A 12389-nucleotide genomic window follows, 5' to 3' on the forward strand; every position below is an offset into this window, starting at 1 on the left:
TCCGGGGTCAGAGCTAAAAACTGGACACGGGCTCTACCGTAGCGGTCGCTACGGTAGAGCCCGTGTCCAGTTTTTAGCTCTGACCCCGGAGTTAGGAGAACGGGCCGCTGTGCACTGTCGATAGAATCGCTTCGATCGCCGGATGCCTGATCTTGCGGGCGTTGGAGATGGCGTAGAAGTGCTCGCGCAATTCCGGCGCGTCGCCCACCAGCACCGCGCCCAGCTGGTCTTCCAGGTCGTGCGCCAGCGCCGACGGGGCGAAGAACAGCCCCAGCCCGTTGCGGCCGAAGGTGTTCAGCATGGCGTTGTCCTCGAACTCGCCCACGATGTCCGGCCGCACTTCGTGCTGCACCAGCCAGGCGTCGATGCGGCCGCGCAGCGCGTTGTTGCGCGTCGGTAGCAGCAGCGGCGCGCCGTGCAGGCTGGCCGGGAAGTTGCGCCGGTATTTCTTCGCCAGCTTCGGCACGCCGAACAACTTCATATCGCTTTCGCCCAGCAAGTGGCTGAACACCTTCAGACTGCCGCCGGCGTGCACCGCGCGGTCGGTCAGCACCACGTCCAGCTTGCCCAGCGCGAGATCGGCCAGCAGGTTTTCGAATTCGTCCTCCATGCACACCAGCCGCACCTGCGTCGCCATCGTCTGCGTCGCTTGCAGCAGCCGGAACGCGATCAGCTTCGGCAGCGAGTCGGAGATGCCGACCGTGAGCCGCATCTTGCCCTTGTCGGCCTCTTCCAGCGCGTCCTGCAACTGGTCGCCCAGCAGGAAGATCTGGTCGCAATAGGTCAGCGCTAGCCGGCCGGCCTCGGTCGGCACCAGCCGCCGTCCCTGCGGTTCCAGCAGCTGCTTGCCCACCGATTGCTCCAGCGAGGCCAGCTGCATGCTGACGGTTTGCACCGCCAGCCCGAGCCGCTCGGCGGCGCGCGTGACGCCGCCTTCCTTGGCCACCATCCAGAAGAAATACAGGTGCCGGAAATTCAATCCGCTGGTTTTCATCGCATTAACCCTTCGAGTTTTCGGAAGTAATACTTCAATTATCTTCTATTTTTTAAATCACGGTTTATCTCTACACTGCATGACATTGATTCATAACCATGAGAGAAAAAGATGAAACACTTCAGAGTGTCATTCCTCGTCAGCATCGTCTGCCTTGCGGTGGCCGGCTGGTGGGGCTACGAGCTGGGCGGTTGGAGCGGTGCGCTGTCGGCCTTCGGCGTGGCGTTGATTCTTGCGGCCATGGAAGTTTCGCTGTCTTTCGACAACGCGGTGGTGAACGCTTCCGTGCTGAAGAACTGGAATGAATTCTGGCAGAAGCTGTTCCTCGGCGTCGGCATCATCATCGCGGTGTTCGGCATGCGGCTGTTGTTCCCGCTGGTGATCGTGGCGGTCGCGGCCGACATCGGCATCATGGATGTGTGGACGCTGGCGCTGAACGATCCGAAGACGTATTCGATGCACCTGACCAACCACCACGCGGAAGTGGCGGCCTTCGGCGGCATGTTCCTGCTGCTGGTGTTCCTCAACTTCCTGCTGGACGATGAGAAGGAAACGCATTGGCTGGGCAACTTCGAGAAGAAACTCGGCGCGCTGGGCAAGGTTTCCTCGATCGCGGTGATGATCGCCCTCGGCGTGCTGCTCGGCAGCCTGTCGCTGGTGACCGAAGCGCAGAAGCTGGTGGTGCTGATCTCCGGTCTGTGGGGCATCCTGGTCTACGTCGGCGTCGATTCGATCAGCAGCTTCCTGGAGAAGGAGGAGGAGGGCGGCAGCGGTGTCGGCGACATGGTCAAGAAGGGCGGTATCGGCGGTTTCCTGTACCTGGAAGTGCTCGATGCGTCGTTCAGCTTCGACGGCGTGATCGGCGCGTTCGCCATCACCACCGACGTCGTGATCATCATGCTGGGCCTGGCGATCGGTGCGATGTTCGTCCGCTCGATGACCATCTACCTGGTGCGCAAGGGCACGCTGGACCAGTTCGTCTACCTGGAGCACGGCGCGCACTATGCGATCGGTATCCTGGCCGCGATCATGTTGGCGAGCATGAAGTACCACGTACCGGAAATCTTCACCGGCCTGATTGGCGTAGCCTTCATCGGTGCCTCGGTGTGGTCGTCGGTACGCCATCGCCGCAAGCAGGAGACGGTGGCCGCCATCGCGGCGTAAGGCAAGTCAGCAAAGAACACGGCGCGCCGTTTTATACGGACACGGCGCGCCGCTCGGTAGTACCAAGTCCGGTTCTCTAGATAGGAGTATCACATCATGGCAATCAGTCTGCAAAAAGGCGGTAACGTTAATCTGAGCAAGGAAGCTCCGGGCCTGTCGAAAATCGTGGTCGGCCTGGGCTGGGACGTCCGCACCACCGACGGCAACGCCTTCGACCTGGACGGCTCGGCCTTCCTGTTGAAAGCCGACGGCAAAGTGCGCGCCGATAACGACTTCATCTTCTACAACAACCTGAAGTCGTCCGACCAGTCGGTCAGCCATTCCGGCGACAACCGCACCGGCGACGGCGACGGCGACGATGAAAGCATCACCATCGACCTGACCAAGGTGCCGGCCGACGTCGAACGCATCGCGATCTGCGTCACCATCCACGAAGGCGAAAGCCGCAAGCAAAACTTCGGTATGGTGCAGAAGGCCTTCATCCGCACCGTCAACGCCGGCGGCAACGCCGAGATCGCCCGCTACGATTTGTCCGAAGACGGTTCGACCGAATCGGCGATGGTGTTCGGCGAGGTGTATCGTAACGGTAGCGATTGGAAGTTCAAGGCCGTCGGCCAGGGCTTCAAAGGCGGTCTCGGCCCGCTCGCCGCGTCGTTTGGCGTAGGCGTTTAACCCACTAAAAAAGGACTCATATCATGCCTAAATTTTCGATCACCGGTGACGTCGATCCCTTCCTGCATGTTTCGTTGGCGCAGGGAGAAAAAATCTACTGCGAATCGGATGCGATGGTGATGATGGAAGCGGCGCTCGATCTGAAGGGCAAGGTCACCGGCGGCATCGGCGCGGCGATCATGCGCCGCTTCGCCAACGGCGAGTCCTTCTTCCAGCAGCACATCGAGGCGGTGCGCGGCGGCGGCGATTGCCTGCTGGCGCCGACGCTGCCCGGCGCGATGCAGGTGCTCGACGTCGGCCAGCAGCAGTACATGCTGAGCGACGGCGCCTTCGTCGCCGCCACCTCCAGCGTCGAGCTGAAGGTGCGCACCCAAAGCCTGGGCAACGCGCTGTTCGCGCAGAGCGGCGGCTTCTTCATCACCGAGACCAGCGGCATCGGCCAGGTCGCGGTGTCGGGCTTCGGTTCGATGTCGCAACTGGATGTGACGCCGGGTAACGACGTGATCATCGATAACTCGCATGTGGTGGCGTGGGACAACCGGCTGCGCTATGAAATCTCGGTCACCACCGGCGGTAGCAGCGGCTTTCTGAGCAATCTGGTCAACAGCCAGACCAGCGGCGAAGGCATGGTGCTGCGTTTTTCCGGCAGCGGAAAAATCCTGGTGTGCTCGCGCAACGGCGCGGCATTCAAGGCCTGGGCCCAGCGCCCGGGGGCACAATAACCAACAAGGAGCAAGCATATGTCAGTTAATTTGAGCAAGGGCCAGAAAATCTCTCTGGAAAAAGAAGCCGGCGGCGCACTGGGTCGCGTGACCATGGGCCTGGGCTGGGATGCGATCAAGACCAAGGGCTTCCTCGGCTTCGGTTCCAAGACCGAGGCGGTCGACCTGGACGCCTCGTGCGTGATGTTCAACGAGTCCGGCGCGCCGGTCGACGTGATCTATTTCCGCCAGCTGAAAAGCAAGGACGGCAGCATCGTGCACACCGGCGACAACCGCACCGGCGCCGGCGACGGCGACGATGAACAGATCAACGTCGATCTGAACGCGGTGCCGGCGCAGGTCAAGAGCCTGGTGTTCACGGTGAACAGCTTCACCGGCCAGACCTTCGCGCAGGTGGAGAACGCCTACTGCCGCCTGGTCGACGCCGGCAGCGGCAAGGAAGTGGCGCGTTTCAACCTGTCGGTGCAGGGTCCGCACTCGGCGCAGATCATGGCCAAGGTGTACCGCCATAACGGCGAATGGAAGATGCATGCGATCGGCGAAAACGGCAATGGCCGCACCTTCGACGACCTGCTGCCGCAGATCGCCCAGCACCTGTAACAAGTTTCAAGCGTAGTGGAAAAGCGGAGCACCGTACCGGCGGTGTTCCGCTTTTTTTTCGTCAGAAGGCGTGGCGCACGCCGAGGCTGACGATGGTGGTGCGGGCGTCGACGTTCTGCCCGGCGCCGGAGAACAGCGGCACTTCCTGCGAGCCCAGCGGTACCAGGATCGCACCCGGACCGCCGGCGAACGGCAGCGGCGTGACGCTGCCGGCGATGATGTTGCCGCGCTTGTCGTTGACGCCGCCGACCCGCGAGTAGAACGCCGTACGCTTGGAGAAGTTGTAGTCGGCGCCCAGCATGATGCCGCGGTCGCGGCCACGGGTGAAGTTGGTGAAGCGGGTGTCCAGCAGCACCAGGCTCAGGTCGACCAGGCCGACCGCTTGCTTGAGCGTGGCGGTCCAGGTACGCACCTTCGGATCGGCGTTGCCGCGCAGGTCGAACTTGCCCTGGTGGCCGGCCACCGCCAGCGTGGTGCCGGTGCCCGGCACGATGTACTTGACCGAGGCCATGTAGGAGCGGAAGCTTTCCGCCACATACAGCGGCACCAGCGTGGTGCCCGACACCACGCCCACCGGCACGTCGCCGAAGTTATTGCGGTGGAACGAGCCCAGCGCCGTCAGGTTGTCGCTGCGGTAGGCCAGCATCGCGCCGGCGGCCTTGCCGCGTCCATCGGCGGTCTCTGCGCCGGCGGTGGCGCCGCCGATGATCTGGCCGGTGGTGCCGCTGGCCACCGGGGTCGAAGCGGTGGCGGCGGCGCGCGCGGCGCTGATGCCGCTGCCGACGCCGGCGTTGGTGGCGTACGACAGGATCGCGGTCCACGGGCCTTGCTTGACGGCGTAGCTGATCTGGTTGTCCTGGAAGGTTTGCAAGGTGTTGACCACCAGCCCGGCGCCGAACAGGTCGGTGCTGCCAAGCGCTTCCGGCGTGACCAGGTAGTAGGCGATCAGCATCGGGCTGGCCTGGCGCCCGAGCTTGACTTCGCCGACCGGCGTGGTCAGGCCGACATACGCCTGGCGGCCGAACAGGCGGCCGTCGTTGGCGAGACCGCCGTTGTCCAGCGTGATGCCACCTTCCAGCACGAACAAGCCGCGATACCCGCCGCCCAGATCCTCGACGCCCTTGAAGCCGATATTGCTCTGCCGCGTATGCGACGGGCTGACCCGCACCGAGGTGCTCTCCGGCGAAGCGATGGCGTTCGGGATCGGGGTGGTGCCGCGCACGCCGAACAGGGTGCCTTGTACATTGCCTTCGCCTTTTTCAACGCGGTCGATGCCGACGTCCAGCGTGCCGTAGATGGTGACCGAGGATTGGGCGCAGGCGTGGCCGGCGATGAGGGCGAGCGCGGACAAGCACGCTGCGGATGCGGCGGTTCTCTTCATCTGATGTGTCTCCTGATTTTATAGTGGGTGCTGCATGTGCCGATGGCCGTCTACGCGGCTGTGTTCGGTGATTCGAGTGTAAATCAGTGTCGCGGGCGCAACGTGAAGTTTGTTACCGAGCGCGCGTTCTGTTGGCGATAACGCGGCGTGGCGTACCCAAATTGCAACAGTTGCACGATGCTATTGTGGCCGGGCTAGAATGGCGGCTATGCACAGCACGCCTCAAGCGCAGGCCGGCAGCAAGTGGATCGCACTGCTGGTGGCCGGCGCCTTCTTCATGGAAAACCTGGACGGTACCGTCATCACCACGGCGGTGCCGGATATCGCGCGTTCCTTCGGCGTCGCACCGCTGGCGCTCAACATCGGCGTCAGCGCCTACCTGCTGACGCTGGGCGTGCTGATCCCGATCAGCGGCTGGGTGGCCGAACGCTTCGGCGCGCGCCGCGTGTTCGCCGCCGCGCTGGCGCTGTTCACCCTGGCCTCGGTGTTGTGCGGCCTGGCCGACAGCCTGGCCGAATTTGTCGCGCTGCGCATGCTGCAAGGGGCGGGCGGGGCGATGATGGTGCCGGTCGGCCGGCTGGTGGTGCTCAACAGCACGCCGAAGGAAAAGCTGATCTCGGTGATCGCCACCCTGACCTGGCCGGCGCTGGTGGCGCCGGTGCTGGGACCGCCGGTCGGCGGCTTCATCACCAGCTACGCGTCGTGGCGCTGGATCTTTTATCTGAACCTGCCGCTGGGCCTGGTCGCGCTGCTGCTGGCGTGGCGGCTGATCCCGGACCAGCGCGCCACGTCCAGGCGGCCGTTCGACTTGCCGGGCTTCCTGCTCAGCGGCGGCGCCTTGCTGTTGCTGACCTGGGGCGCCGAGGTGTGCGGCGGCCAGGATCCGGACTGGACCGAGGCGGTAGCCTGCATCGCCGCCGGCGCCGCGCTGCTGTGGGCGCTGGGCCGCCACCTGAAGCGCGCCGCGCATCCGCTGATCGACCTGGCGGCGTTCGCGATCCCGACGTTTTCCATCACCATCATCGGCGGCTCGCTTTTCCGCATGGCGATCGGCGCCGTGCCCTTCCTGCTGCCGCTGATGTTCCAGCTCGGCTTCGGGCTCGACGCCTTCCACTCCGGCCTGCTGGTGATCGCCGTCTTCGCCGGCAACCTGATGATGAAGCCGGCCACCACGCCGATCCTGCGCCGCTTCGGCTTCAAGCCGGTGCTGCTGGTGAACGGCCTGACCAACGTGGCCTCGCTGGCGGCGTGCGCGCTGCTGTCGCCGGCCACGCCGGTGTGGCTGATCGCCGCCGTGCTGTTTGTCGGCGGCCTGACCCGCTCGATGCAGTTCAGCGCGCTCAACACCATCGCCTTCGCCGACGTGCCGCAGCCGCGCATGGCGGCGGCCAACACCCTGTTCAGCACCGCCTTCCAGGTCGCGCTCGGACTGGGCATCGCGCTGGGCGCCACCGGGGTGCGGCTGGGACACTGGAGCGCGCGCCAACTCGGCATCGCCGATTGGCCGGCGATCGACTACCGCCTGGCGTTTCTGCTGGTGGCGCTGGTCAGCCTGTTGGGATTAGCCGACGCTTTACGGCTCGATCCGGCAGCCGGCGCGCAGGTCAGCAAGGCTTGAGGCTATAATGTTGCAATGGAAAAACTCAAAGACCTCTCGCTGATAGTGACGCAAGCCGCGCGCGGCGAGTTGGTCTTTCCCACCAGCGTCAACGCCGCGTTGCGGCTGCAACTGGCGCTGGCCGATCCCGATTGCGAAACCGACGACGTGATCCGCAAGGTGCTGGCCGAGCCGCTGCTGGCGGCGCGCACCGTGGCGCTGGCCAACACGGCGGTGTTCAACCGCGGCGGCACCCCGGTCACCAGCGTGCGCGCGGCGGTGGCGCGGGTCGGCTACCGCAACCTGTATTCGATGGCGGCGGCGATGGTGGTGCGCCAGTTCGGCAGCCGCATCCGCGACGCCGCGCTGCGCGCCCAGGCCGAGCAGCTGTGGCGCCACACCGCCCACGTCGCGGCGCTGGCCCATGTGATCGCCCGCAAGCTGACCGCCACCGACCCCGACACCGCGCTGTTCGCCGGCATCGTGCACGAAGCCGGCGGCTTTTACCTGCTGTCGCGCGCCGACGAGATCCCGGGACTGCTGGACGGCGCGGGCGAGTGGCTGGGCGCGGCGCAGGAAATCCTCTCGCGCGAAATGATGAAGAAGCTGGCGATCCCGGAGCCGGTCAGCCTGGCCATCGTCTCGCTGCGCGGCGCCACGCTGACGCCGCCGCCGCTGGGCCTGCGCGACACGCTGCTGATCGCCAAGCATCTGGCGCCGGTGGCCTCGCCGCTGGCGTGCGGCGCCGACAGCCCCAGCCTGGCCGGTTTCATCGACGACAACGCGGCGCTGCAGCAGATGCTGGCCGAGTCGGCCGAGGAAGCCGCCTCCATGAGCGCCGCGCTTTTAGTCTGACAAGTCTGATAAGATGCTGTGAGACGTCATACAACAACATACCTGCCATGAATCAAACCGTTTCCGCCGCCGCCGCCCCCGTCCTGATGCCGAAGAAAAAGCACCGCAACCTCGCCCAAGGCGTGGTCGAGGGCTTCACCACCAGCATCCAGGCCGGCACGCTGAAGCCGGGCGAAAAACTGCCGACCGAGTCGGTCATCATGGAAATGCACGGCGTCAGCCGCACCGTGGTGCGCGAGGCGATCTCGCATCTGCAGGCGGCCGGGCTGGTGCAGACGCGCCACGGCATCGGCACCTTCGTGCTGGAGCCGCAGCCGGCCAACCTGCGCATCTCATCCGACACCATCCGCACCATCGGCGACGTGCTGGCTATCCTGGAGCTGCGCATCAGCCTGGAGACCGAGGCGGCCTGGCTGGCGGCCACCCGCCGCAGCGACGAGCAGGCGCGCGAAATGGGCGCGGTGCTCAAGCGCATCCAGGATTCGCAGACCCGTCCCGGCTCGGTGGAGTCGGACGTCGCCTTCCATCTGCTGATCGCGCAGGCGACCGGCAACCGTTATTTCGTCGACATCCTCAGCGACCTGGGCAACACCATCATTCCGCGCGCGCGCGTCGATTCGGCGCAGCTGGCGCACGACGACCCGATCGCCTACCAGGAACGCGTCAACCGCGAGCACGACGATATCTACCACGCCATCCTGCGCAAGGACGCCGAGGCGGCGCGCGCCGCGATGCGCACCCACCTCAGCAACAGCCGCGAGCGCCTGCGCCGCGCGCAAGAGGGCATCGCCGCCGGCGGCTGACTTAAAAGCAACAGTCAAGCGGCCGACGCCGGCGATTCGCGGCTTTTCGCTAAATCGCTTGCCCTCATCCGGATATGGTTGTACGATGTCATACAACAGGCGGCGATAAGCAGCCGGTGTTTTCCCATTCACATATCAGACATCGATTATTGGAGACAATATGCACCCGAATGACCTTAAAAAAATCCTTTCCTCCGGCCTGCTGTCGTTCCCGATCACGGACTTCGACGCTGAAGGCAATTTCCGCAAATCGTCCTATATCGAACGTCTGGAATGGCTGTCGCCGTACGGCGCGACCGCGCTGTTCGCCGCCGGCGGCACCGGCGAATTCTTCTCGCTGACCCCGCAGGAATACCCTGAAATCATCAAGACCGCCGTCGACACCTGCCGCGGCCAGGTGCCGATCCTGGCCGGCGTCGGTGGTCCGACCCGCATGGCCGCCGCCTACGCCAAAGAAGCCGAGAAAGCCGGCGCGCAAGGCTTGTTGCTGCTGCCGCACTACCTGACCGAAGCGTCGCAGGACGGCCTGATCGAACACGTGGCCGAAGTCTGCAAGGCCACCAACCTGGGCGTGGTCGTGTACAACCGCGCCAACTGCCGCCTGACCCCGGACTCGCTGGCCAAGCTGGCCGACCGTTGCCCTAACCTGATCGGTTTCAAGGACGGCATCGGCGACATCGAACTGATGGTGTCGATCTGGCGCAAAATGGGCGACCGCTTCAGCTACCTGGGCGGCCTGCCGACCGCCGAAGTCTACGCCGCAGCGTACAAAGCGCTGGGCACTCCGGTGTACTCGTCGGCCGTGTTCAACTTCATGCCGAAACTGGCGATGGACTTCTACCACGCCGTCGCCTCGGACAACCACGCCGAACAGAACCGCATGCTGGACGAGTTCTTCCTGCCGTACCTGGAGATTCGCAACCGCAAGGCCGGCTACTCGGTATCGATCGTCAAGGCCGGCGCACGCCTGGTCGGTCACGACGGTGGTCCGGTGCGCGCACCGCTGACCGATTTGACCGAAGCCGAATGCGACATGCTCAATACGCTGATCCTCAAGCAAGGCGCGCAGTAATCCGCTAAGCTGTCGGTCACAAAATACAAGCGCGGCTGGTCCGCGCTTTTCACACATCTAAGGAGTTCATATGCAAGTAGCTGGCGAAATGATCATCGGCCGCAGCGCGGTCGTCGGTAAAGAAGGCACGATGAAAGCGATCGATCCATCGCGCAACGTGGAAATCGAACCGGCGTTCGGCCTGGCCGGCGCCGCCGACCTGCAACGCGCCGCCGAGCTGGCCGATGCGGCCTTCGACGTCTACCGCGCCACCGGCCTGGAAGCCCGCGCCAAGTTCCTGGAAACCATCGCCGACCGCATCATGGACCTGGGTCCGGCGCTGATCGAACGCGCGATGCAGGAAACCGGCCTGCCGCAAGCCCGCCTCGAAGGCGAGCGCGGTCGCACCTGCAACCAGCTGAAGTTGTTCGCAAAAGTCGTGCGCGACGGCCGCTGGCAGTCCGCCACGCTGGACAGCGCGCTGCCTGAGCGCACCCCGCCGCGCAGCGACCTGCGCCTGCGTAAAATCGGCCTCGGCCCGGTCGCCGTGTTCGGCGCTTCCAACTTCCCGCTGGCGTTCTCGGTGGCCGGCGGCGATACCGCCTCGGCCCTGGCCGCCGGTTGCCCGGTGATCGTCAAGGCCCACTCGGCCCACCTGGGTACCTCGGAACTGGTCGGCAAGGCCGTCGCCAAGGCCGCGCAAGAGTGTGATATGCCTGAAGGCGTGTTCTCGATGCTGATCGGCTCCGGCCAGACCATCGGCCAGAATCTGGTCAGCCATCCTGCGATCAAAGCGGTGGGCTTCACCGGTTCGCGCGCCGGCGGCATCGCCCTGATGAAAACCGCCGCCGCACGCAAGGAGCCTATCCCTGTGTACGCCGAAATGAGCTCGATCAATCCGGTGTTCCTGCTGCCGGGCTCGCTGGACAACGCCAAGCTGCCGCAATCGTTCGCCGATTCGCTGACCCTGGGCGCCGGCCAGTTCTGCACCAATCCAGGCCTGCTGATCGCGCTGAAAAGCGACAAGCTGCAAGCCTTCGTCGACGCCGCCGCCGGCACCATCGGCGGCAAGGGCGCATCGACCATGCTGACCCCTGGCATCCATAAAGCCTATGTCAACGGCGTTGGCAGCCTGGCCGGCGTCGAAGGCGTCACGCAAGTGGCCGCGGGCCAGACCACCGACGCGCCATGCGCCGCGCAAGCCTTCCTGTACCAGGTCGACGCGCAGCGCTTCCTGACCGACGCCGCGCTGGAAGGCGAGATCTTCGGACCAACCTCGCTGCTGGTGGTATGCGACGACGTGGCGCAGATGCTGGCCGTGGCCGAGCACCTGGAAGGCCAGCTGACCGCCGCCGTCCACGCCACCGAGGCAGACCGCGAAACCGCCGCCCGCCTGTTGCCTGTGCTGGAACGCAAAGTGGGCCGCATCCTGTTCAACGGCTTCGGCACCGGCGTCGAAGTCTCGCACGCGATGGTGCACGGCGGCCCGTTCCCATCGACGTCGGACAGCCGTTCGACCTCGGTCGGCGCCTCGGCCATCGACCGCTTCGTGCGCCCGGTTTGCTACCAAGACGTGCCGGCGTATCTGCTGCCTGAATCGCTGAGCGACGCCAATCCGCAAAACATTCCGCGCGTCGTCAACGGCGACCTGGCATGGAAGGCGTAACTCGCGTCGATGGCGTCAGCTGCACGGTGGGCGAAAGCCCGACGTGGAGCGCGCAGGAAGGCGCCTGGTATTGGGTCGACATTCCGGCCAAGCGTGTCTGGCGCCTGGATGGTTCGACCGGCGCTTCCCGTTATTGGGAGCAGTCCGAGATGGTCGCCTGTGTGGCGGCCAAGCAGGGCGGCGGCCTGATCGCGGGCATGGAGACCGGCATCTTCAGCCTGGAACTGGGCGCGGCGCAAGCTTCGGTCCAGACCCGGCTGGCGGCGCCGGCGTCCGGCCTGGGTGAAGGCATGCGCTTCAACGACGGCCGTTGCGACCGTCAGGGACGCTTCTGGAGCGGCACCATGTTCATGGACATGGGCGCGGCGCGTCCGGTCGGGCAGCTGTATCGCTACGACGCGGCGCGCGGCATTTCGGCGCCGATGGTGTCGGACCTGATCACGCAGAACGGCACGGCGTTTTCGCCGGATGGCCGCACCATGTACCTGTCGGACTCGCATCCGTCGCGGCGCATGGTGTGGGCGTTCGACTACGACATCGCCGACGGCGTGCCGTCGGGCCGGCGCGTGTTCGCCGATCTGACCACCCAGGTGGGCCGTCCCGACGGCGCGGCGGTCGATGCCGATGGCTGCTATTGGGTCTGCGGTAACGACGGCGGCTACATCATGCGCTTCACGCCGGACGGCAAGCTGGATCGCCGCGTCGACGTGCCGATGCTGAAGCCATCCATGTGCGCCTTCGGCGGCAAGGATCTGGACACGCTGCTGGTGACCTCCATCGTCTCCGGCAAGTCGGAGGACGCGGAGTGGGGCGGTACGGTGGTGATGCTGCGTCCCGGCGTCAAGGGACTGGCGGAAACGCCGTTCGGCGCGTGATGAGAGGGC

The 12389-nt window shown here is 65.2% G+C and carries 12 protein-coding genes; 10 read left to right on the forward strand and 2 right to left on the reverse strand.

Features of this window, described 5'->3' with window-relative positions; genetic code table 11:
• Positions 1-91: 91 nt before the first annotated feature.
• Positions 92-994: a transcriptional activator NhaR gene (nhaR, locus tag GW587_RS15945; protein WP_166104936.1), complete on the reverse strand. Its 903-nt coding sequence runs from the start codon at positions 992-994 to the stop codon at positions 92-94.
• 111 nt (positions 995-1105) lie between these two features.
• Between nhaR and GW587_RS15950 the strand changes: the two genes are divergently transcribed.
• The 4 genes from GW587_RS15950 (at position 1106) to GW587_RS15965 (ending at position 4152) form a co-directional block, all read left to right on the forward strand.
• Positions 1106-2158 (forward strand): DUF475 domain-containing protein, encoded by a 1053-nt coding sequence (locus GW587_RS15950; protein WP_166104938.1) that lies wholly within the window; start codon positions 1106-1108, stop codon positions 2156-2158.
• A 96-nt stretch (positions 2159-2254) separates the two neighbouring features.
• Positions 2255-2830, forward strand: a complete 576-nt coding sequence (locus GW587_RS15955) for a TerD family protein (protein ID WP_166104940.1) — start codon at positions 2255-2257, stop codon at positions 2828-2830.
• Positions 2831-2853: 23 nt separating this feature from the next.
• The gene (locus GW587_RS15960) at positions 2854-3552 is read left to right on the forward strand and encodes a TIGR00266 family protein (RefSeq protein WP_166104942.1); all 699 of its coding nucleotides are present in this window, start codon (positions 2854-2856) and stop codon (positions 3550-3552) included.
• 18 nt (positions 3553-3570) lie between these two features.
• Positions 3571-4152: a TerD family protein gene (locus tag GW587_RS15965; protein WP_166104944.1), complete on the forward strand. Its 582-nt coding sequence runs from the start codon at positions 3571-3573 to the stop codon at positions 4150-4152.
• A gap of 61 nt (positions 4153-4213) precedes the next feature.
• On the opposite strand, the gene GW587_RS15970 is transcribed toward GW587_RS15965, so the two are convergent.
• Positions 4214-5533, reverse strand: coding sequence for a porin (locus GW587_RS15970; RefSeq protein ID WP_166104946.1), 1320 nt, complete (start codon positions 5531-5533; stop codon positions 4214-4216).
• A 208-nt stretch (positions 5534-5741) separates the two neighbouring features.
• Here GW587_RS15970 and GW587_RS15975 point away from each other — a divergent pair, with 208 nt between their 5' ends.
• The 6 genes from GW587_RS15975 to GW587_RS16000 all read left to right on the forward strand — a co-directional run bounded on the left by GW587_RS15975 (position 5742) and on the right by GW587_RS16000 (position 12380).
• Positions 5742-7151, forward strand: coding sequence for an MFS transporter (locus GW587_RS15975; protein ID WP_166104948.1), 1410 nt, complete (start codon positions 5742-5744; stop codon positions 7149-7151).
• 15 nt (positions 7152-7166) lie between these two features.
• Positions 7167-7985, forward strand: coding sequence for an HDOD domain-containing protein (locus tag GW587_RS15980; RefSeq protein ID WP_166104950.1), 819 nt, complete (start codon positions 7167-7169; stop codon positions 7983-7985).
• A gap of 47 nt (positions 7986-8032) precedes the next feature.
• Positions 8033-8788 (forward strand): FadR/GntR family transcriptional regulator, encoded by a 756-nt coding sequence (locus tag GW587_RS15985; RefSeq protein WP_166104953.1) that lies wholly within the window; start codon positions 8033-8035, stop codon positions 8786-8788.
• 160 nt (positions 8789-8948) lie between these two features.
• On the forward strand, positions 8949-9860 hold the full coding sequence (gene kdgD / locus GW587_RS15990; RefSeq protein WP_166104956.1) for a 5-dehydro-4-deoxyglucarate dehydratase: 912 nt from the start codon (positions 8949-8951) through the stop codon (positions 9858-9860).
• 70 nt (positions 9861-9930) lie between these two features.
• Positions 9931-11505, forward strand: coding sequence for an aldehyde dehydrogenase (NADP(+)) (locus tag GW587_RS15995; protein ID WP_166104959.1), 1575 nt, complete (start codon positions 9931-9933; stop codon positions 11503-11505).
• The gene (locus tag GW587_RS16000; protein WP_166104961.1) at positions 11493-12380 is read left to right on the forward strand and encodes an SMP-30/gluconolactonase/LRE family protein; all 888 of its coding nucleotides are present in this window, start codon (positions 11493-11495) and stop codon (positions 12378-12380) included. The genes GW587_RS15995 and GW587_RS16000 overlap by 13 nt, the downstream gene beginning before the upstream one ends.
• The last annotated feature ends 9 nt before the right edge of the window (positions 12381-12389 follow it).

The sequence above is a fragment of the Duganella aceris genome (assembly GCF_011090165.1).
Taxonomy (GTDB): domain Bacteria; phylum Pseudomonadota; class Gammaproteobacteria; order Burkholderiales; family Burkholderiaceae_D; genus Rugamonas; species Rugamonas aceris.

Bases quoted from the DNA above. Each gene is read 5' to 3' on its own strand.
- nhaR (WP_166104936.1), bottom strand. From the start codon at position 994: ATGAAAACCAGCGGATTGAATTTCCGGCACCTGTATTTCTTCTGGATG.
- GW587_RS15950 (WP_166104938.1), top strand. From the start codon at position 1,106: ATGAAACACTTCAGAGTGTCATTCCTCGTCAGCATCGTCTGCCTTGCG.
- GW587_RS15955 (WP_166104940.1), top strand. From the start codon at position 2,255: ATGGCAATCAGTCTGCAAAAAGGCGGTAACGTTAATCTGAGCAAGGAA.
- GW587_RS15960 (WP_166104942.1), top strand. From the start codon at position 2,854: ATGCCTAAATTTTCGATCACCGGTGACGTCGATCCCTTCCTGCATGTT.
- GW587_RS15965 (WP_166104944.1), top strand. From the start codon at position 3,571: ATGTCAGTTAATTTGAGCAAGGGCCAGAAAATCTCTCTGGAAAAAGAA.
- GW587_RS15970 (WP_166104946.1), bottom strand. From the start codon at position 5,533: ATGAAGAGAACCGCCGCATCCGCAGCGTGCTTGTCCGCGCTCGCCCTC.
- GW587_RS15975 (WP_166104948.1), top strand. From the start codon at position 5,742: ATGCACAGCACGCCTCAAGCGCAGGCCGGCAGCAAGTGGATCGCACTG.
- GW587_RS15980 (WP_166104950.1), top strand. From the start codon at position 7,167: ATGGAAAAACTCAAAGACCTCTCGCTGATAGTGACGCAAGCCGCGCGC.
- GW587_RS15985 (WP_166104953.1), top strand. From the start codon at position 8,033: ATGAATCAAACCGTTTCCGCCGCCGCCGCCCCCGTCCTGATGCCGAAG.
- kdgD (WP_166104956.1), top strand. From the start codon at position 8,949: ATGCACCCGAATGACCTTAAAAAAATCCTTTCCTCCGGCCTGCTGTCG.
- GW587_RS15995 (WP_166104959.1), top strand. From the start codon at position 9,931: ATGCAAGTAGCTGGCGAAATGATCATCGGCCGCAGCGCGGTCGTCGGT.
- GW587_RS16000 (WP_166104961.1), top strand. From the start codon at position 11,493: ATGGAAGGCGTAACTCGCGTCGATGGCGTCAGCTGCACGGTGGGCGAA.